The organism is Nocardia wallacei, assembly GCF_029868745.1.
Taxonomy (GTDB): Bacteria; Actinomycetota; Actinomycetes; order Mycobacteriales; family Mycobacteriaceae; genus Nocardia; species Nocardia wallacei_B.
The window spans coordinates 34,958-55,345 of record NZ_JARWOP010000238.1 but is presented as its reverse complement, the minus strand read 5'-3'; the positions used below and the strand labels follow the sequence as shown (position 1 = coordinate 55,345).

The 20,388-nt window shown below is 65.4% G+C and carries 18 protein-coding genes and 3 pseudogenes; 17 read left to right on the top strand and 4 right to left on the bottom strand.

Annotation, left to right across the window (positions count from 1 at the left end; genetic code table 11):
* Positions 1-56: 56 nt before the first annotated feature.
* The 8 genes and pseudogenes from QH470_RS20945 (at position 57) to QH470_RS20910 (ending at position 8,993) form a co-directional block, all read left to right on the top strand.
* Positions 57-1,010 (top strand): TRM11 family SAM-dependent methyltransferase, encoded by a 954-nt coding sequence (locus QH470_RS20945; protein WP_082393303.1) that lies wholly within the window; start codon positions 57-59, stop codon positions 1,008-1,010.
* Positions 1,011-1,091: 81 nt separating this feature from the next.
* Positions 1,092-1,616, top strand: coding sequence for a hypothetical protein (locus QH470_RS20940; RefSeq protein WP_138456832.1), 525 nt, complete (start codon positions 1,092-1,094; stop codon positions 1,614-1,616).
* Positions 1,617-1,750: 134 nt separating this feature from the next.
* Positions 1,751-2,350, top strand: coding sequence for an NUDIX domain-containing protein (locus tag QH470_RS20935; protein WP_082393302.1), 600 nt, complete (start codon positions 1,751-1,753; stop codon positions 2,348-2,350).
* Positions 2,322-2,831 carry an AAA family ATPase gene (locus tag QH470_RS20930; protein WP_043737884.1) on the top strand — a complete coding sequence of 170 codons (510 nt, stop codon included), beginning with the start codon at positions 2,322-2,324 and terminating at the stop codon, positions 2,829-2,831. The genes QH470_RS20935 and QH470_RS20930 overlap by 29 nt, the downstream gene beginning before the upstream one ends.
* A 280-nt stretch (positions 2,832-3,111) precedes the next feature.
* Positions 3,112-3,546, top strand: a complete 435-nt coding sequence (locus tag QH470_RS20925) for a GNAT family N-acetyltransferase (protein ID WP_068049986.1) — start codon at positions 3,112-3,114, stop codon at positions 3,544-3,546.
* Positions 3,547-3,610: 64 nt separating this feature from the next.
* Positions 3,611-4,717 carry a DUF4238 domain-containing protein gene (locus QH470_RS20920; RefSeq protein ID WP_170160818.1) on the top strand — a complete coding sequence of 369 codons (1,107 nt, stop codon included), beginning with the start codon at positions 3,611-3,613 and terminating at the stop codon, positions 4,715-4,717.
* A 128-nt stretch (positions 4,718-4,845) separates the two neighbouring features.
* Entirely contained in the window at positions 4,846-5,754 is a 909-nt protein-coding gene (locus tag QH470_RS20915; RefSeq protein WP_043737886.1) for an IS5 family transposase, read from the top strand.
* A gap of 223 nt (positions 5,755-5,977) precedes the next feature.
* Positions 5,978-8,993: pseudogene (locus QH470_RS20910) on the top strand (Tn3 family transposase).
* Between the two features lie 19 nt (positions 8,994-9,012).
* Here QH470_RS20910 and QH470_RS20900 read toward each other — a convergent pair.
* Positions 9,013-9,660: a TetR/AcrR family transcriptional regulator gene (locus QH470_RS20900; protein ID WP_011212399.1), complete on the bottom strand. Its 648-nt coding sequence runs from the start codon at positions 9,658-9,660 to the stop codon at positions 9,013-9,015.
* A 127-nt stretch (positions 9,661-9,787) separates the two neighbouring features.
* Here QH470_RS20900 and QH470_RS20895 point away from each other — a divergent pair, with 127 nt between their 5' ends.
* From QH470_RS20895 to QH470_RS20880, 4 genes and pseudogenes are all read left to right on the top strand, one after another.
* Positions 9,788-11,371, top strand: coding sequence for an MFS transporter (locus QH470_RS20895; RefSeq protein ID WP_067510767.1), 1,584 nt, complete (start codon positions 9,788-9,790; stop codon positions 11,369-11,371).
* On the top strand, positions 11,368-11,811 hold the full coding sequence (locus QH470_RS20890; protein WP_043737890.1) for a universal stress protein: 444 nt from the start codon (positions 11,368-11,370) through the stop codon (positions 11,809-11,811). The genes QH470_RS20895 and QH470_RS20890 overlap by 4 nt, the downstream gene beginning before the upstream one ends.
* A gap of 21 nt (positions 11,812-11,832) precedes the next feature.
* The gene (locus QH470_RS20885; protein WP_051047383.1) at positions 11,833-12,360 is read left to right on the top strand and encodes a PaaI family thioesterase; all 528 of its coding nucleotides are present in this window, start codon (positions 11,833-11,835) and stop codon (positions 12,358-12,360) included.
* 138 nt (positions 12,361-12,498) lie between these two features.
* A pseudogene (locus QH470_RS20880) lies at positions 12,499-12,624 on the top strand (recombinase family protein); the annotation flags it as partial.
* 94 nt (positions 12,625-12,718) lie between these two features.
* Here the strand turns inward: QH470_RS20880 and QH470_RS20875 are convergent.
* The 3 genes and pseudogenes from QH470_RS20875 to QH470_RS20865 form a co-directional block, all read right to left on the bottom strand.
* Positions 12,719-14,941 (bottom strand): tyrosine-type recombinase/integrase, encoded by a 2,223-nt coding sequence (locus QH470_RS20875; RefSeq protein WP_051047384.1) that lies wholly within the window; start codon positions 14,939-14,941, stop codon positions 12,719-12,721.
* A pseudogene (locus QH470_RS20870) lies at positions 14,938-15,279 on the bottom strand (tyrosine-type recombinase/integrase); the annotation flags it as partial. The gene QH470_RS20875 and the pseudogene QH470_RS20870, both read right to left, overlap by 4 nt.
* 54 nt (positions 15,280-15,333) lie before the next feature.
* Positions 15,334-16,164 carry a site-specific integrase gene (locus QH470_RS20865; RefSeq protein ID WP_253807868.1) on the bottom strand — a complete coding sequence of 277 codons (831 nt, stop codon included), beginning with the start codon at positions 16,162-16,164 and terminating at the stop codon, positions 15,334-15,336.
* A gap of 324 nt (positions 16,165-16,488) precedes the next feature.
* Here QH470_RS20865 and QH470_RS20860 point away from each other — a divergent pair, with 324 nt between their 5' ends.
* The 5 genes from QH470_RS20860 (at position 16,489) to QH470_RS20840 (ending at position 20,382) form a co-directional block, all read left to right on the top strand.
* A complete protein-coding gene (locus tag QH470_RS20860; protein ID WP_043737892.1) occupies positions 16,489-17,043 on the top strand; it encodes a GNAT family N-acetyltransferase in 555 nt (184 codons plus the stop codon).
* 188 nt (positions 17,044-17,231) lie between these two features.
* Complete coding sequence (locus QH470_RS20855) at positions 17,232-18,170, top strand: phosphotransferase (protein ID WP_051047385.1); 939 nt, start codon at positions 17,232-17,234, stop codon at positions 18,168-18,170.
* A gap of 29 nt (positions 18,171-18,199) precedes the next feature.
* The gene (locus QH470_RS20850) at positions 18,200-18,916 is read left to right on the top strand and encodes a HalD/BesD family halogenase (RefSeq protein ID WP_051047386.1); all 717 of its coding nucleotides are present in this window, start codon (positions 18,200-18,202) and stop codon (positions 18,914-18,916) included.
* Positions 18,917-18,958: 42 nt separating this feature from the next.
* Positions 18,959-19,723 carry an alpha/beta hydrolase gene (locus tag QH470_RS20845; protein ID WP_232110914.1) on the top strand — a complete coding sequence of 255 codons (765 nt, stop codon included), beginning with the start codon at positions 18,959-18,961 and terminating at the stop codon, positions 19,721-19,723.
* A gap of 41 nt (positions 19,724-19,764) precedes the next feature.
* The gene (locus QH470_RS20840; RefSeq protein WP_232110915.1) at positions 19,765-20,382 is read left to right on the top strand and encodes an acyltransferase; all 618 of its coding nucleotides are present in this window, start codon (positions 19,765-19,767) and stop codon (positions 20,380-20,382) included.
* The last annotated feature ends 6 nt before the right edge of the window (positions 20,383-20,388 follow it).

Sequence of the window (20,388 nt, the reverse complement as noted above, 5' to 3'; positions counted from 1 at the left end):
ACACGATGGCGGCATGTAGCTCCTGACCACCGAATCTCGAATCGAGGCACCTTTCGATGACCGCAACCCACAAAACGGAGAACAACATCGCCGCGGTATCGGTATGGCCGACCGCGCAGGCCGCGCCCGCTACTCAACGCACCGGCCGCTACCACCCCGACAGCGTCAAACACCCCGCGAAAATGCTGCCCGCCATCGCCGCCCACGCCATCGAGGCATACACCCACCCCGGGGACCTGGTCCTGGACCCGATGTGCGGCATCGGCACCACCCTCGTCGAGGCCCTGCACCGAGGCCGCCGCGCCATCGGCGTCGAATACGAAACCCGATGGGCCGACCTCGCCCGCACCAACATCGACCTCGCCTACGGTGCCGGCATCGACCTCGACGCTGCCGTCTACCAAGGCGACGCCCGAAAACTTCCAACTCTGCTTCCTGCCGACCTGCGCGGCCAGGTCGACCTCGTCATCACCTCACCCCCATACGGCGACTCCACCCACGGTCACGTCCGAGTCAAGCCCGGCGAAGGCGTCCGCAAGTACGACCACCGCTACGGAGCCGTCCTCGACCGCGGCAACCTCGCCAACGTCGGCATCGGCCGGCTCCTGACCGGATTCACCAGAATCCTCACCGGCGTCGCCGACTACCTCAAACCCGGCGGACACGTCGTCATCACCGCTCGCCCCTGGCGACAGCACGCCGAACTCATCGACCTACCCACCCACATCACCACCTGCGGCACCCTTGCCGGACTCACCCCCGTCGAACGCTGCGTCGCACTCCTCGGCCGCCTCGCCGACGACGACATCATCGCCCGAAGCAGCTTCTTCCAGCGCGACTTCATCGTCAAGAACCGCCGCGGAGGGCTTCCCGTTCACCTGATCGCACACGAGGACGTCATTGTGCTCGAGCGCAGGGACGTGCCAGATTCGTTGCAGCTCAAGCAAACTCATCCAAACCGGAGTTTGGTGTCGACGGCTGCCTGGGTCGACCGCAAATGGGCGGCATGAACTACGAGAATAGCCACGCGGGAGAACCGGGTTCGCCGGAACCCGGTTCTCCCTGCCTCCGGAAGCAGGTCTCGCGAGGCCGTGGCCGTGCCGGAATGGACATCGCCGCCGCGTTCTAGGATCAAGCCAGTGGGGAACGTTGTAGAAACCGCTGAGCTGGCCTCGTCATTGACAAGATGGCTCTCCGAAGTCCGGGTCACCGGCCTGTCCGCGCGGGAAGCGACAGCGTTGATCACCCAACACACGGTCCGGTGGGGGCACGCCAACGGTTGGACGGTCGACCTCGAGCGAGAGGCATTGATCGCCAGGCGTACCGGACGGCGGATGTACCACGGCCATTTGGACGTTTTCTGCTGGCGCGACGACCATTTGCCGTGCATCGCCATCGAGATCGACCGCTCGAACAAGCGATGGTCGGTGGAGAAGCTGCTCGCCGAGGCCGACACCGGCAACATCGCACTCTGGGGGCGCTGGTACGGCACGACACGAATCGCCGTGCCGGACACCGTCGGCCTCGTCGACATCAGCGCTACGGCAGGGTTCGAACGCCCCAGAAAGGAAGCCCGCCGGAGGGAACGGCGAGCGCCCGGCGCACCCGGCGCATGACCACCCTGCCGCGTCAACCGGCCATCTGTCCAGGCTGGTGTACCGGCAGGCCCGGGTTGGTGAACCGGAGGCGGGGAGCACCGAAAGGGCAGGGCATTCCGAGGTGTCGCAGGGCGTGATTATGCTCGCGCGACATGGAGCCCGCCACCGCAGCCATCGCTGATCTTGTTGCCGCGATCACGCCTATCGACGAGGTTGAACAGCAACACATCGAGCAGACACTGGCCTGGCTCGCCCAAACCAATGACATCTTCCGCCGAGTTCCACCAGCGACTCCACCGCAGCACTTGGTCGCGTACGTGGTCTTGGTCGACCCCACCGAGCGCGGCATCTACCTCGGTAGACACCGCAAATCCGGTCTCGAACTCCCGATGGGCGGGCACCTGGCTCCCGGCGAAGACCCATGCACTACGGCGCGGCGGGAAGCACGCGAGGAACTCGGGTTCGACCCGAGATTCGATGTCGTTGGGGATAAGCCCCTGTTCCTGACAGTGACTCCCACCGTCGGCCCCACCGCTGGCCATGTTGATATCTCTCTGTGGCATGTCGCTCGGGGTGACCGGGCCCAGCACTACGACCTCGATCCCGCCGAGTTCGACGGGGGCCGCTGGTGGGACCTCGACCCCACGGCCTGCCGAGCACCGATCCCCACCTCCCACGCTTCATCCGCAAGCTCGACACCGTCCTCCAACCCGCTGCCGCTCGATGACTACGCTGGTCGTCATCCGCGGTAATTCCGCGTCGGGCAAATCGACCGTCGCCGCCGGCCTCCAACGTCGCTTCGAGCACGGCCACTGCGCGGTCATCGGTCAGGATGTAGTGCGACGGCAGATTGTCCGTGAGCGCGACGAGCCCGGCGGGTGGAATATCGAGCTGATCGAACATATCGCGACACTGTGCCTGGCCCGTGGGATGGTGACGATCGTGGAAGGCATCCTCGACGCCGATCGCTACGGGGCGATGCTGCACCGTCTCGCCGACACCGCCGGCTGTGCACTCCACTACGGCTTCGACCTCACCTTCGACGAAACTCTCGCTCGCCATGCCGGCCGGCCGCAGGCCGCAACGATTCCTCCTGACCAGATGGCCGAGTGGTATCACGGTTGGCAACCCCTGTCCTACGTTGAGGAGGTCCGCATCGACTCCAGCTGGAGCCGCGACTCCATTATCGAGCGGATTCACACCGACATCCTCGCCACCGACCGACTCCGCTGACGGTCAAATGAGGCGCGGCAGGCAATATTGGATTGCCTGCTGGCGCAGTGAGTCCTGATCGTTCTGTACATGATCGTGCGCCGCCTGACCGCCGACGGCTGGCAGACAGCCCGAACAGTGCGCCTCGACGCACTCGCTGGTAGCCCCGCAGGCACCTTCTCCACCACCTACGAGCAGGCACTGGCTTGGAGCGTCGACCAGTGGAAGCGCTGGACCCGGACTCGGGCGATGTTCGTCGCTGAGGAGCACGACACAGTGCTCGGATCCGCCGCCGTGCGCGTTGCAGGAAACGGACGAAAAAGTTGTCCGCGCCGCGCATCTCGAATTGGCCGAGGGCGATAGCTTTCCGTTTGCATTGGGTCTTGAACCCGATATGAGCTGGGCGGACTATCTCCGCGCCCGGGAGGAACAGCGGCAGGGTGCCAATCTGCCGGATGGCATCGTGGCCTCCACATATCTGCTCGCAACTGTTGACGGCCAAGTAGTCGGTCGAACCTCGATCAGACACACCCTCAACGAGGGCCTACGTCGACGAGGCGGGCACATCGGGTATGCCGTGCTGCCCCAGTACAGGCGGCGTGGGTACGGTGGCGCCATTCTCCGCCGCAGTATCGTCGTTGCCCGGTCGATCGGTATCGACCGGATACTGCTCACCTGCGACGATTCGAATCTCGGATCGCGACGGATCTTCTCTGAACTGTCTGGGCTTCATTGACTGCCAGAGTTCGTCGCACTGCCGAATTGAGTCGCTCGCGGCTGCGCGACCTACAATGCAGACTGTGACTACCGTCAATCGTTGGCTAACCGACGTCGAGATCGAAAAATCCAAGGAAGAGACTCGTAAAAACGCCCAAACCACATTCCGACACCACTACGTGCCAAGAATGTATCTCAAGCGGTGGACTACCGACGGTAGCGGGGAAATTCAGGTCACAAACGTTGACACCAAAGAATCAAATTGCGTACCCATAGAATCGACAGCCGTCGAGGATAACTTCTATCAAATATCGGCACCCGACATCGATGCCGACGCAAATCCAGACATGTGGTTCGAGACCCACATGGGACGCATAGAGGGCCGGGCCGCGAACTGGCTTCGCGCGCTCGACGGTCAGCCCGATGGGAGGATCAAGGATAAAAACCTAATCTCCAACCTAGCCGTATACATCAGCCTACAAAGCCAGCGCACCCAGCGTGGGCGACAGACCGACGTGGGCATCGACGCAGCAGTGAACCGTTACGGAGCCAGCCATATTCTGAACATTACCGGCCTGCTTCCGATCTTATGTCGCGAGTACGGCATTGAGTACTCAGAAGCGAGACACCAGGCTATCGTGAATCAGATACTCGCCAAGCGGGCCGTCAGCAGCGAAACCAAGCCCAAGGCAATCGATGCAGCCATCGGCGCCTGGAAGAACGTTCTCGCCCCGCTGATTGAAAACGATCGAGACTACTGGCTGGCAAGCTCCACAGGCGATCTATTGACCTGCGATGAACCCGTACTCGGAATTCCAACGAAGCGAAACACTCGCCAGTTTCCGGTCTCGATAAGAAATTCTGAAGTAATTGTATTTCCGATCAGTCCTAATCGACTCCTAATTCTGAGCCGGAAGAATGTGAAGATCAAGCCCCCGTTCGAACTATCTTCGACTGAGGCAAAGTTTCTAAATCGCGAATTCTGCTACAACTGCAATCGGCTGGTTTTCGAAAAAAGCGGAACCTCGATCGCATCGCAGATTCAGATCCCCAACTACCCAGAGAAGCAGGACTGGTCAAGTAGCATCACCTCCGCTCCGGAGTTCGCTCGCGCCGTTCTCCTGCCGACCCGATGGACCGACGCGCCCCATTCGCCGCAGTGGCCCTTATCTCGATGGACCACTGACTAGGCCGCGTTTCATAAGCCCGATGGTGTGGGGACGGAACCCGTTGTCCGGGTTGAGAAGTTGGTGATATGGCGAGGTCTCCGGTAGTTGGTTGAACGACCAAGCACAACCGGAAACCAACCGGAGACCTCGTGAACAGCGTAACGGCAACGTGCCGTGCGGATCTGACCGATGCTCAGTGGGCGAAACTGGAACCGCTACTACCTGCTGGTATGAAGCCGGGCCGGCCACCGCGGTGGTCGAAACGACAGTTGATCGACGGGATCCGGTGGCGGATCCGGACCGGCAGTCCGTGGCGTGATATTCCGAGCGTGTATGGGCCGTGGCAGACGGTGTATGGGTTGTTCCGCCGCTGGCAGCGTGACGGCACGTGGGAATCGGTGCTGACCGCACTGCAAGCCCACGCCGATGCGGGCGGTGAGATCGAGTGGACGGTGAGCGTGGACTCCACGATCGCCCGCGCGCACCAGCATGCGGCGGGTGCGCGCCGCGACTTCGCCGGCCAGGTCGAGGCGGCGGGTGGTTTCGACGACGAACCCGCTGACCACGGGCTGGGACGGTCGCGGGGCGGGTTCACCACGAAGCTGCACCTGGCCGCCGACCAGGGGCAGCGGCCGCTGGCGCTGGTGGTCACGCCTGGTCAGTGGGCTGATTGCCCACAGTTCACGACGGTGCTCGGCGATATACGGGTGCCGCGGCTCTCGGTCGGTGGTACCCGGTCGCGGCCGGATCGGGTCCTGGCCGACAAAGCCTATTCTTCGGCGGCCAACCGTGCTTACCTGCGGAAACGCGGGATCAAGGCAACCATCCCGATCAAGGCGGACCAGGCAGCGCATCGTGTGGCCAAGGGCAACGCCGGTGGCCGGCCGCCGGCGTTCGACCCTGGTCTCTACAAACTCCGGCACGCCGTGGAATGCACGATCAGCCGCCTCAAACAGCACCGCGCTGTCGCCACCCGCTACGACAAACTCGCTGTCCGTTACCTGGCCACGGTCCGCGTCGCCGCAATCAACCTGTGGTTATCCGGCCAAGGCTTATGAAACGCGGCCTAGGAGCACGATGCGGACACCCTGGCCACCGGAGTCGGCGGCGCTACCACCTATCGATCCCCTAAAGGGGTAGCCGTAGCATCCGCCGAAAATCAGGCGGATATGGCGTAGCCGCCTGGTAGGCATCGGGTTTCGGGTTCGGCATGCGCTGTCGGCTGGTTGGTGCTTGGCTGCCGGTGTTGGTGTTGGTCGGCGCTGGTGGAGGCTGGGGTTCGTGGCGACGCGGATGTTCGCGGACGAGGAGTTGGAACGTCTGCGGGGATTCCCGGAGATCAGCCGCGAGGAGCTGTTTCGATACTTCACGCTCACGTCGGCGGATCTGGCGTTCGTGGATCCGGGCCGCGGCAGGGGACCGGCCGAACGGCTGGGCTTGGCGATCGCGTTGTGTACGCTGCCGTGGCTGGGATTCGTGCCGGATCGGCTGGTCACGGCCCCACCGGGGGCGGTGGCCCGCCTCGCCGAGCAGCTGCGGGTCGACCCGGTGGTGATCGGTGCCTATGGCAGGCGAGCCAAGACCCGCACCGAGCATGTGCGCCTGGCCGCGCGGTACCTGGGATGGCGTGCGGCCGGTGCGCTGGAGTTCAAGGAGCTCGACGAGTTCCTGCTCGCGCGGGCGATGGAGCACGATTCCCCGACTCTGTTGTTCCGGCTGGCGTGTGAGTATCTGATCTCGGCGAAGGTGATCCGGCCGGGCCCTGTCACCGTGGTGGAGCGGGTCGCCCACGCCCGGCACCAGGCCCAGACCGAAACCTATGACCGGCTCGCTCACGAGTTCACTGCGGCGCGGTGTGCGGAGTTGGACGGCTTGCTGGTCACGGACGCGTCGCTGGGGATCTCGCGGTTGCGGTGGCTGTCGACCGGGCCGGTGGAGGCGTCGGCGGCTGCGGTCCGCGCCGAGGTCGACAAGCTGGGGTTTCTGCGGGGTTTGGGTGCTGATCGGCTGGATCTGTCGGTGCTGCCCGCCGAGCGGCGCCGGTTCTTGGCCACGATGGGCCGGCGTCTGAGTCCGCAAGCCCTGGAGCGTCGGGATCCGCAGCGCCGGTATCCGATCCTGCTCACGGTGCTGGCCCAGTCGGGCACCGATGTGCTCGATGAGGTCGTGGTGTTGTTCGATCAGGCGATCTCGGCGAAGTTCGGTGCCGCCGAACGGAAGATGCAGCAGCAGCTGGCCGAGCGCGGCAAGACCGGCGAGGACCGCCAGGCGCTGCTGGACGATCTCTTGGAAATCGTCACCGACCCGACGGTGGCTGATGAGGAGATCGGCGCGCTGATCCGCGGCGAGAAGATCGGGTGGGAGCGCCTGCGCGCGGCGATCGCCCAGGCCAAACCCAGGTTGCCGCGTGATCACGGGCATCTGGCAGCGCTGGATTCCTCCTACAACTACCTGCGCCAGTTCACCCCCGCAGTGCTTGAAGCGGTGCGCTTCGCCGGCGGCACCGCCGCTACCGAGCTGCTGATCGCGGTGAACATGCTGCGCGAGCTGAACGCGACCGGGCGGCGCAAGGTCTTCGACGACGCCCCGACCGGGTTCGTGCCGACGAAATGGCGCGGCTACCTCGACGAGGCCCGAAAGACCGGTAGCGCCACCGCGTACCGGCACTACTGGGAATTGTGCGTACTGCTCGGACTGCGCGACGGGCTGCGCAGCGGGGATGTGTTCGTGCCCGGCTCGCGCCGCTACGCCGACCCGGCCGCCTACCTGATCACCACTGGGCAGTGGGAACCGCAACGCGGCGAGTTCTGCCGCCTGGTCGGGCGATCCGCCGATCCGGGCGTCGCGCTGGCGGCCGTGGTCGCCGAACTGCACGATGCGGTCGGTGAGCTGGAGGCGGTGCTGGCCGGCGGGGACGGCCCGGTCAGGGTGGACGAGGGCGGGGATCTGGTGATCTCGCCGCTGAGCGCGGAAGATGTTCCCGCCGAGGCGATCGCGCTCAAGGCCGAGCTGACCGAGATGCTGCCGTTCGCGCCGATCGTTTCCTTGTTGATCGAGTTGGACAAGCGCACCGGCTACCTGGACTGCTTCACCCACGCCGGCGGCCAGGCCACCCGGACGCCGGAGCTCAAACGCAATCTGATCGCGGTACTGCTGGCGCACTCGACGAACCTGGGGTTGACCCGGATGGCGCAGGCGTGCGGGATCACCTACGACATCCTGGCCTGGACCGATGAGTGGTATGTGCGCGAGGAGACCCTGCGCGCGGCCAACCTCGTGTTGATCGGCTACCATCAGCGGCTGCCGCTGACCGCGGTGTTCGGTGCCGGAACGCTGTCGTCGAGCGATGGGCAGCGGTTCCCGACGCGTGGGAAATCAACCACGGCCAGGCCGTTGAGCCGGTATTTCGCCAGCGAGGGCCTGTCGACCTACACCCATGTCACCGATCAGCATGCCACCTACGGCACCAAGGTGATCGTGGCGACCAAACGTGAAGCCCATTACGTGCTCGATGAGATCCTGGGCAATGCAGCGGATCTGCCGATCACCGAGCACGCCACCGACACCCACGGGGTCACCCTGGTCAACTTCGGGTTGTTCGACCTGCTCGGGATGCAGCTCTCGCCGCGGATCCGGGATCTGGGCCGGATCACCCTGTACCGGCCGGGCCCGCGCGCGCAGGCCGAGGCCCGGTTCCCGCACGCGGGCCCGCTGATGACCCGCAAAGCGAATCTCGGGTTTGATCGCCGAGCACTGGGACGATCTGCTCAGGTTGGCCGGATCGTTGAAGTTCGGGCACGCCACCGCGTCGCTGCTGGTCGGCAAGCTCTCGGCGTCGGGGCGGCAGAACACTCTGGCCGCGGCGCTCAAGGAGTACGGGGCGCTGCGGCGCACCATCTACGCCGCGAGGTACCTCTCCGATCCGGACTATCGGCGCAAGATCTCGCGGCAGCTCAACAAGGGCGAGTCGCTGCACGCGCTGCGGCGCGACCTGCTCTATGCCCATAAGGGGATGATTCGGGCACGCCATCTCGAGGACCAGACCGAGCAAGCCTGGTGCCTGACCTTGGCGACCAACGCTGTGATCGCTTGGACCACGGAGTATTACGGGCTCGCTGTCGATCAGATGCGTCGGGCCGGGCAGCGTATCGATGACGAGGTCCTGGCCCACATCAGCCCGGCCCACAGTGCCAACATCAATTTCTTCGGCGCGATCGAGGTCGACATCGACGCCGAGCTGGCCCAGCTGGGCCCGACCGGGTACCGGCCGCTGCGGGTGCGTGACACCTTGTTCTGACTGCGCGGCCGATCTGTGGTTACGGCCTGCCGGTGCCGGTCGGGCTGGTTGATGCGGTGGCTGTTGAGTGAGCGGTGAGGAAGTTGTCGACGAGCCGGGCGCAGTCGTCGTGGTCGATGGTGCGTAGTCCGGTGAGGCGGGCGAACACGATCGGGCCGAGGAGTTCGATGATGGCGAAGGTGGTGTCGAGTTCGCCGAGTGTGGCGCGGGCGTCGGGGCTGGTGAGGATCTGGTCGAACGGTCGGCGGTATTGCTCGATGACGCGGGCGCGTAGTGAGGTGAGCGCGGCCGGGTCGGTGTGGTTGTCGTCGATGGATCCCATGGCCAGCCAGGCCAGGGTGGTCATCTGTACCGGGGCCTGTTCGATGAGGTCGGCTTGGGTGGTGAGCAGCGTGAGGAGCTGCTCGCGTACCGGGGTGGTGCCGGTGGGGGCGTCGACGTGGGGGAGCAGCCGTTCGAAGGTCGCCGCGAGCAGATGGGTGGTGCTGCCGAAGTGCCGGTAGAGGGTGGCGCGCGCGACTTTCGATACGCGGGTGACCGCTTCGACGGTGACCGCCTCGACACCGCCGGTGGACAGCAGATGGGTGGCCGCGTCGAGCAACCGGTTGCGTGAGCGTGCCAGCCGCGGATCGGCCTGCTCGTCGTCCGCGGGGTGCGGGTCGGTCATGGACGCGTGTTCCTCCGGTTCGTGCCGTGCGGCTGTGGGTGTGAGTGGACTCTATCCCACACCCCGACCCCTATGATACGAATGGTCTCGCACAGAGACTATCGGTCTCTAAAGTCGGGAGGTGCCGGTGGACACGCCTGGGACGGACACTGTCGAGATCGCCCGGTGGACCCGGGCCGAGTGGTGGATGCTGACGGTGTCGTGCCTGGCGGTGGCGCTGGTGGTCGCGGCGATGGCGGCGTTGTATTCGGCGTTGCCGCAGATCGCGGTCGCGACCGGGGCCACCCAAGCTCAGCTGACCTGGATCGTCGACGGCTACACACTGGTGCTGGCGTGTCTGGTGCTGCCCGCCGGCGCCGTCGGTGACCGTTACGGGCGACGTGTGGTGCTGGTGGCGGGATTGGTGGTGTTCGCCGCCGCCTCGGCGCTGCCGCTGCTGCTGGACGAGCCGGTGTGGCTGATCGCGACGCGCGCCCTGGCCGGGGCGGGCGCGGCGCTGGTGATGCCCTCGACGCTGTCGATCCTGACCGCGGGGTTCGCCCCTGTTCATCGCGGCCGGGCGGTCGGGATATGGGCCGGGGTCGCCGGATCCGGGGCGGTGCTGGGGATCCTCGGTGCCGGGGTGCTGCTCGAACGATGGTCGTGGCCCTCGGTGTTCGTCGGGTTGACCGTGGCCGGGACGGTGCTGGCGGTGCTGGCGTGCACCATCGCCGAATCCCGCCAGCGTGAGCATCCGCCGGTGGACTGGGTCGGCGCGGGCGCGGTGGCGGTCGCGGTCGCCGCGATCGTGTTCGCCGCGATCGAGGTCCCCGCACGCGGCTGGGCCGACCCGCTCGTCGCCGCCGCGGCCGGGATCGGTGTGGCCGCGGCGGTGGCGTTCGTGGTCGTCGAACTGCGCAGCGCGGCGCCGCTGCTGGATGTGCGGTTGTTCACCCGCCGCGGTTTCGGTGCCGGGTCGCTGTCGGTGACCATCCAGTTCCTGGTCACCTTCGGGGTGTTCCTGCTGCTGGTGCAGTACCTGCAGCTGATCTTCGGTTATGGGCCGCTGGCCTCGGCGCTGGCACTGGCGCCGATGGTGGTGCCGCTGGTCGCGATCTCGGTGATCGCGCCGTGGCTGTCGAGCCTGGTCGGGTTACGGGTGATGACCGTGACCGGCCTGCTCACCATCGCCGCCGGGCTGGTGCTGGTGAGCCGGTTGACCCTGGCCGCAAACTATCCCGACCTGCTGTGGCCGCTGCTGATCATGAGCGCGGGCCTGGGATTGTGCACCGCCCCGGCGACCTATGCCATCGTCGCCGACACCCCTGAGGCCAAACACGGGGTCGCCGCCGCGGTCAACGACGCCGCCCGCGAGATCGGCGCCGCGATCGGGATCGCCGTGGCCGGCAGCGTCCTCGCGGCCGGCTACACCCACCGCATCCAGCCCGCCTTGGCCCGGCTACCCGAGCCCGCCCGCGGCCCGGTCGCCGATTCCCTGGCCGCCGCCCTGCAAGTCGCCGACCAGGCCGGACCGGTGGCCGCGCCGCTGGCCGAGTTCGCCCAGGCCGCGTTCGTGCACGGCAGCGGCCAGGCCGCGCTCGCACTGGCCGCCCTCACCACCGCCACAGCGATCGTGCTGGCCGTCCTGGCCCCCGGCCGCACGCCACGCCCGCACATGAGAACCTCTCCCCCCTCCTCACACGCCTCTCCTCGTGAAAGACGCCCGTCATGACGGCCTACCACACGATCATCGTCGACACCGACGGATCCGACCGCTCCTACCGTGTGGTCGAGCACGCCGCAGAACTCGCCCACGCCACCCACGCCCGGCTACTGATCGTCTGCGCTCGCCACCGCATCGACGAACACACACCCAAGGCCCACCTCGACCGGCCCGGACCCGAGACCTCCCCGCTGCACGGCAGCACCCCCGCCGACACCGTCCTGCGCATCGCCCACCAGCACGCCCTCGCCCACGGCGCCACCGACGTCGACACCCACATCCTGGACGAACCCGCCCTACCCGCGCTGCTGCACCTGGCCGCGGCCACCGCCGCCGACCTCATCGTCACCGCCAACCCCCACCGGTCACCACTGCTGGCCCAGCTGCTGTCCACCCCACCGATCGAGCTCGCCCGCAAAACCCACTGCGACATCCTCATCACCGCCTAAACACACTCACAGAAAGCACCCATGACCGAGAACACACCCAGCACCCACACACCCGAGCCCCGCCAGGTCCCGGACTGGATCCCCGCCTTCCCCGTACACGCACCCGACTCCGCCGACCTGCCGCCCCACCACGACCACTGCCTCGGCTGCGGACCGGCCAACCCCCACGGCCACCAGCTACGCGCCCGACGCGACACACACGGCGTCTACGCCCACCACCGCTTCGACTCCCGCCACGTCGGCGCCCCAGCGATCGCCCACGGCGGCGCGGTCGCCACCGTCCTCGACGAACTGTTCGGACTCCTGCTCTACACCGTCGGGGAACCCGCCGTCACCCGCCACCTCGCCATCGACTACCTCGCCCCGATCCTGCTCGACACCCCCTACACCCTCCGCGCCCACATCCACTCCCGCGACGGCCGCAAACTCCACCTGAAAGCCACCATCGAAAACGACCACGCCCACGTGGTCACCACCGCCACCGCACTGTTCCTCATCGTCGACGTCAACCACTTCCTCACCCCACAACAAACCCCCACACACCGATAACACCCCCTGACCTGTTCCGTAACCCGATCGTCCACCGGAACACCACGCAGAACGAACATCGGCCCAGCACACCGGTGTTCCGTAGAGGTGTTCCGCAAACTGTGCCGGTCAACCCCCGCCATCTGGAACACTTTCGGCATGGGTGAGCCGTTCCGCATCGGATACTGCCGCTGCTCCACCGACGAACAAGACGTCGAGATCCAAACCGAACAACTACTGGCGCTCGGAGCGCCGCGCGAGCGGATCTTCATCGACAAAGGGTTCTCCGGGACCACCCGCAAGAACCGGGCCGGCCTGGACAACGCACTCGCCGCCGCCACCTCCGCCGCAGCGGCCATCGACGAGCGACAGGTAGTGCTCATGCTGGCAGGTAGTTCCGTATGCGCGCCCGCATTCGCCGAGCGCAACCTTGCGGCGCTCGAAATGGCCCAGGAATTCCTCCCACTCGGCATCGGTAGGGGTGCGGTATTCCTCGCTCGGCCGCGTTCCTCGGCGCCGCGTGATGAACGCGCGGTGGCCGTTGATTGCTTCTTGTGGGTAGACGGCCTTGTAACCCATGGTGGTGGATATGTCGTTGTGACCCAGCAGCATGCGCAATGTGCGGGGGCATCCCGTTCAGAATTGCGTCCGTGGCAAATATTCTGCGCAGGTCGTGGGGCACGAAGTAGAGCGGTTGGCCGCCGGCGTCTTTTATGTCCGTCGACTCGAGTATTTCCCTGATGCATTTGCGGATCGTCGACGCCGCTATGGCTCGCGTATGGCTGCCGTTGTTCCACTGGAACAGCAGCGGAGCCGGCGTGGCCCAGCATCGTTCGGAGAGGTCATAGAAGGGGACCAATGGAATGGCTCCGTCCTTCTGCCGAACTCGGGCGATGATCGCGGATATGACATCGGCCAGCTCCGGACTGACGACGAGGAGGCGTTCCTCGTCGGTCTTGGACGGCGCGACGTGCAGCAGCGGGATGATCTGCCCTGCTTGGGGGTGTCGATACTGGATGATGCTGTGATGGCTCGTTTCGAGCATCTCCTCGACCCTGACGCCGGTGTGCCGAAGAAACTCGACTGCTGCCCAACCCCAGAAGGCACGATGGTCCTCGGCACGAAGGTGGCGGCGGCGGCCGGTCGAGTCGAAGACGCCCGTAACCATACTGAGCCGCTGATTTTCGTTTCTGCGTGCGGAGACTCTGGTGAAGGTCTCGCCGAAGACGGTGAACGGCTTGCCGGGTTCAGAATTCAACGCTGCGTCCAGTCGGAGGCGGGCCTCCTCGGTGCGGCGTTCGGCGGTCCGCACCAGAACTGGCAGCAAGGGCAGGCGTTCGCGGGTCCGCTGGTCCATGCGCGCCTTTCGGCGCGAATTGACCTTCCTGGTCGAGTGCGCGGTTTCCGACGCGCGGATGGGGCACGGAACGGCCCATCGCGGCCATCGCGCAGAATCCTCGGTAGCCCATTGCGCGATGTCCAGGTAGAACGCCCGGACTGTGGTCAGGAGTTGGAGGTAGTTCACCCGTGGGACGGTGACCTCGACGGTGGTCCCGTCCGGCAGGCGCTTATTCTGGATCTTGACGCGGAGGCGTTCTTTCCACGCATGCGCCACTTTCGGGTCGAGGTCGAGCGAGTCGATGCCTGGATGGTGTGCTTCCAGATCCGTCCAGAAATTCATAACCAGCACCCGCGACAACGAGTCGAGTGTGGTGTAGTCCAGGGCGACTTGCCGTTCCGCCAGGTAGCTGACCAGCAGGTTGCGGACCTCGGGATCAGCGACGTGATACCGATCCACGAGTCGCTCGATGCTGGATCGTCCGCCATAGTTCATGATTGCGCGCAGGGTCACCGGCGCACCCTGCGGAAGGAATCCCGCAGCCTCGAGCAGGGTGTAGAACAGATAGCGCCCCTTTCCGGGCAAACCGATGGCTATCTCCTGCTTGCGTAACTCGACACAGTCTCCGACGGTGATGTCGCGAACGCCGCCGCCCTTGGTCAGCAGCAGGACACAGAGCTGCCATCGGATGACGGGGAGGCAGGTGCTCGACCGGATTTCGGGCGTCATCGCCGTCTTGAGTAGCCCGAAACCCGACGGATCGCGATACTCGGCGATCCTAGTCGTCCAGGTTCCGGTTCGGTTGATAGTAAGCAGGAATGTCGGGCTGGGACAGATGATCCTTGCAATGGACAGCAGCATCAGCGCGGTCAGCAGCTGGGACTTGTCGCCTACCCGGCCGTGTGCCCGGTGCCATTCCGCGGCGGCCGCAGTCCAGTGCGGCTCAGCGGTTTCGGCACCGCTGGCCTGCCATCGCTGCTGCCAGGTCTCGCCAGGGAAGATCTCCAGCCTGCCGAGCAGCCTCTTGACACACAGTCTGCGACGAAAGCGCATATCGTCCGACACCGGAGGAAGCCGTAACCCCTCGAGCCGTTCAATGGTTTTCTCGACGGTCAGGGCCTGACGCGAAGCGGAAAGCACTGGTCGAGCGGGAAATTGATCCAGGATGGTCTCGGCGAGCACTCCACGCGCTTCGCGCGTCAGTTCCTGCTTTCGGCTGGTCGAACCGACCTCAGCCGTCGCTGTGGTTGTCGATGATTTCACTGCGTCCTGCCGAATATGACGTCGAGAGAACGTGGGTCGTAACCCGACGCTGGCGGCTCCGGTGGGGCTGCCGCGCGCTCGTTCTGGCGCGCGTGGTGGGCGAGCGCAGCCGTGATCACCTCACCGTGGGTAGGGGTGGTGTAGAGCTGCGTGGTCGTCAGATCGGCGTGGTCAAGGATCCACTGGACGTCGGTGATGTCCATGTCCGGGTCATCGGCCATGCGGTAGGCCGCGGTGTGCCGAAGGGCGTGGAGCGGATAGTTGGAGCCGAGCGCTTCCTGGGCGCGGGTGAACATTGCTCGGGCCGCGTGATAGGACAGCGGCCGCCAAGGTCGGCGTAGCGTGAACCAGAGTGGATGGCGGTGACCGCGGGAAGCGCCCTTGCGCCAGAGTTATTCCTGGTAGAGCCGCAGCCAGACGAACGCATCAGGCGAAGCCGGCAACTGCTGAGCTTTGCGAGAACCCTTTCGTGTAACCGTGATCAGTTGCTGGCCGGGATCCTCATCGCCCTGGCAGGCGGACAGTAGTTCTTCGGCGCGGGCGCCGGTGGACACCCAGAGCGCCAGCAGGGCGCGGTCCCGGTTCGACTTCAGTGCCGCGAACACCGTGTTGAATTGCTCGTCGGGGATCTTCTTCGGGATCCGCTTGGGAACCTTCGGCCGATAGCGGCCGACCCGCTCCTTCCGATGCGGATCCATCGGGTTGTGGTGCGCGTGAGCCCGCCTTGAGCGTCGTGAGCGGTCCAGCGGGAATGGGTTGATCAATGGGCCTTTGCCGAGTTCCAGCTGGAAGTCGTAGAACGCCCGCCAGACGGTCTCGGCGTGCGCCCGCGACGCTGGCGAGTACTTCGGTCCCGGGCTCGGCCTGCCAGTGACGGCATTGACGACCTGGCTGGGGCGGCCGCGGGGCAAACCGGGCAACTGGCCGTCGGTCCGGTGCCGCCAATGAACTCTCATCGGCTTGTCCGCCAACAACCTCCATCGTCCGAAGTCGCGCCCCTCCATTGGCGTTACTTTGTCCCACGACATGCCGATCGCGGCGAGGAACCGCCACCAGCGAAGCAGATCGCTGCCATATGACCGGATCGTCGACGGCTGCTTGTCGGTGGCCTGTAGCTCGGCGAAGTACCTCGCCGCGGGTTCGATGACCGCGCCGTTCGCGTCGAGAAGCTGGTATGGCTCCCACACGTCACCGGTCCTTTGGAGCCGACCGACGTCCGGCACAACGAGTCTCGACAGATATCGCTCGCCGCCCTCTTCGCACATGGCGAGGAAAGCTAGCAGAAACCTAAGCTGACCTGCAAGGATTACGAAGTTAGTTCAGTCAATACGTCATCGAGGCTTGCGGCGGGGTCTTGGAGGGGGTCGAGCTTTGGGCCGACGGCAGCACGATGCGACGGTACTGGATCGACTAGAGGCGCCATTGCTCGATCGTGGTCCCACCGCCGTCCCGCACCTTGGCGGTGAAGCCATTCCGTTGGCCGAACCCGCAGATCTCGGGTGTGAAATGGGCGTGCGCCTGCGTGGGCATCTCGGCAGGATGCGAGCATGGTTGCCCCGTTGGATATCCCGCGTTTGACTGCAAACGACAGATTTGTGCTCCGCTCCTGGGAGATCAGCGACCTGCCTCTGGTTCGAGAGGCGTCGAGCGACGATCACATCCCGTTGATCACGACCGTTCCGGCGGTGTACTCGCGAGAAGCAGGCGAAGCCTTCGTGCGTCGGCAGTGGGAGCGTGTATCGACCGGCAGTGGGTATCCGTTCGTCATCGTGCGGGTTGAGGACGGTCGGCCGCTCGGGTCGGTCGGTCTGTGGTTGCGGGACCTGGACGAGGGGCGTGCGATGCTGGGCTACTGGGTGGTCAAGTCCGCTCGTGGTCAGCGGGTCGCTGCGGAAGCGCTTCGAGCGGTCACTGCCTGGGCCCTTACTGACCTGGAGATCCGCCGCCTTCACCTATATGTCGAGCCCTGGAATGCCGCATCCCAGCGGACGGCTGAGCGTGTGGGTTTCCAGTGTGAGGGCCTGCTCCGCAGTTGGCAGCTGGTCGGCGAGGAGCGTCGGGACATGATCATGTATTCGATGTTGGGTTCTGATCTGTCCTGATCGGCCGCCTGTTGGCTGACCTCGGTGGGCACCTCCAGATTCGGTACCGTCGCTTACGACCATGACGGCCTCCTACTCGGTCAGGGCTACTATGACCCGCTATCGCCCGGGACGACGATCATCCCGGACGGGCTGCCGAGCGGGAAATTAGCTGGTGAAGGCCGCTGTTCGCGCGGCACTATTGTCCGATGACCGAGATCGAAATCCCGGTGTCCCGGATCGCGTGGAGCGAGCTGCCCATCTCGGTGCGAGGCGAGATCGAGAGTCGCTTGGGCGCGGGAGTGCGTTCGGGATCGACCCAACCGGGCGGATTCAGCCGCGGAATGGCATCCCGGCTAGCGATGGTGGACGGTCGCACGGTGTTTGCCAAAGCAATCCCCATCAGAGACCGTTTCGCCCACCGGTACCGGATCGAAGGCGACACCGCGACTCAGCTCCCAGCAGAGATCCCGGCACCAGCGGTGAGGTTCATGCTGGAAATCGACGGGTGGCGAGTCCTGGTATTCGACGACGTCACCGGTCGCCATCCCCGTTTCGACCAGCCTACGGAATTGGCGGCGGTGCTCGCCGTGGTCGAGGACATGGCACGGATGCTGACACCGAACCCACTACCGGACGTACCGACCCTGGCCGATGATCTCGGATCGGACTTATCAGGTTGGCGGAAGCTGGCCGGCGGCGAGCTGGCCGGTAACTTGGACGAGTGGTCGGCCCGGAACGTGGATCGGCTCGCTGTTCTCGAATCCGGGTGGGAGCGTGCCACGGTCGGGCAGACGTTGCTGCATACCGATCTTCGCGCCGACAACATGCTGGTGCGCCCCGATGGCACGGTGATGATCGTGGACTGGTCCTGGCCATCCGTGGGTGCGGCGTGGGTGGATCTGGTGTTCCTGGCGACCGCCTTCGCCCTGCATGGGGTCGATCCCGAACCGATCCTGGGCTCGCACGCCCTCACCCGGGGCGTCGATCCTGATGCGATCTCTGCGCTGGTGTGCGCGCTGGCGGGGTACTGGATCCGAGAGAGCCGTCGGCCTGGAGGGTCGCAGTCGGTGGCTCTGCGTCGGCACCGCGCCGAGTCAGGTCGCGCAACGGTTGCGTGGTTGCAGCGGCGGGTCGGGTGGAAGTGAGCGCAGCGCGGTCCGCTATGACCGGTGGTGTGAACACGAGGTACGAAGTCGAACATGCGCAGCGGATCGCCGCCGCGCATGACGACCTGGAGCGGCACGGTGCCGCGGTGGTGTCCTGGCTCTTTCCCGCGTCAGTTCGGTATGCGATTGCGGCTGAGGCCATCTGGTTGGCGGAGCAGTTGGGCGTCCGTCGGGACTTGGCTTTCGCCGAGACAGGTTTCACGCCTCGCCGGATGAGGAACGTGAGGCGGGCGCAGATCGCGGAGAGCGGAGTTGTGATCCGGGAGACGTATGCATCACCCGAGGTCGCCGAGGTTGTGGCTGCCGTGGCCGGTCAAGCTGTGTATTCATGCCCGTATGAGCCCGAACAGTTCGTGGTTACCCAGCTGGACCGGGTGGGTGACACGCATGGATGGCATTGGGACGATTACAGTTTCGCGCTGGTGTGGGTGGCCGAATGCCCGGACACCGTTGACGGCGGATTCGTCGAGTGTGTCCCGGGCACGGTGTGGGATAAGCAGCAGCCGGGCATCGAGCAGGTACTTCGTGATCGCGCGATCCACCGGCTGGAGGCCGGTCCGGGACAGGTGTATCTCATGCGGGCGAGTACGACGCTGCATCGGGTGCACCCGATTCGGCGGGGCCGCCGCACGATTGTGAACATGGCGTTCGCGGCGGAGGATGAATTGTCGCGGCCCGTATCGCACGAGACGATGGACGCACTGTGGTCCGAGCCTGGGGATTGAGCGGAGGAAACCTTGCCGGTTGAGAGCGTCACATTGGGATCAGTGGACGGTGTGCGGCTCGACGCAGCGGTCCATATGGCATCCGTTCCGGCCAAGGGGGTCGTGCTGCTGGTGCACGGGATCACTGTGGATATGGACGAGGGCGGTGGGATGTTCGTCCGCTTGGCCGAGCGACTGACCGCTGTGGGATTTGATGTCGTGCGGTTCTCGTTCCGGGGGCATGGAAACAGCGGTGGGACGCAACGCGGAGTGACCATTGCTGGCGAGTGCCTGGATCTGGAGGCTGCGGTGCAGTTCCTCCAGGGGCGGTTTCCGGGCCGGTTTTCGATTGTGGCGGCTAGTTTCGGGGCCGTGTCCACGGTGCTGTCGCTGCCGTGGCTTGCTGATGGGCTTGATCGGTTGGTGCTGTGGAATCCTGTCCTCGACCTGCGGCATACGTTCCTGGAGCCGGATTTGGCGTGGGGTGAAGAGAACTTCGGCGCGTCGCAGCGCAAACTATTGCACGACACCGGAGTCCTGGTGGTCGACGGGGAATTCGAACTCGGCCGCGTGTTGTTCAGCGAGTTCGCCCACTACGACCCACTGGCACGATTCCTCGACAGCACCGTGCCGTCGCTGATCGTCCATGGAGACCGTGACACCGCGGTCTCCTACGAGATTTCCGCTCGGGCCGCGATGTCGAGGCCGAATACGGCGCTGCGTACCATCGCTGGTTCGGATCACGGCTTCGACTCGCGGGAGCGCGAAGATCAGGCGATCTCGGAGACGGTTGACTGGCTGGTCGGCCAGGTCGCGCCCGCCTCGTGACTCCCAGGGACCTGCACGGGCCGATTCGGCTCGGTGATGATGTGATCATCGGCGAGCACTGCGTTCTGGGATGCCCGAAGGAAACGCGTCTGCGGGAAGCTCAACGTGGGCGATGGTCGGCGGGTACTCCTGTCGTGATCGGAGATCGGAGTCTGCTGTTCAACCAGGTCATCATCCAGGAAGGCACAGCTCTTGGCATGGAGTGCGTGGTAGAAGACCGGGCACGGATCGGGTACGGGTGTGTGATCGGCGACCGGACCCGGGTCGTCCACGGCGCCTACATCTGTGATCGCGTCACGATCGGCGCGGACGCGTGTGTCGCTGGGTTCGTTTGCGATGCGACGGTGATCGGTGACCGCGCGACCGTGATGGGCGAGCTGGTCCACGAGTACACGAGTCCGCATCTGGGTTGGTGGGGAGTGGATGAAGAACCGCCCGTGGTCGAGGCGGATTCGGTGGTCGGGTTTGGTGCACGAGTGGTCGGCGGCGTCCGGATCGGGCCTCGCAGCTACGTCGCGGCCGGCGCGGTCGTGACCAAGAACGTGCCGAGTGAGCACGTCGTCACCGGCGTCAATGTTCACACGCCGATCGGCGAGTGGCCCGGTAAACGTCTTTCGGCGCTGATCGAACACTGGACGGCACCGCGACCGATGCGGTGATCGAAG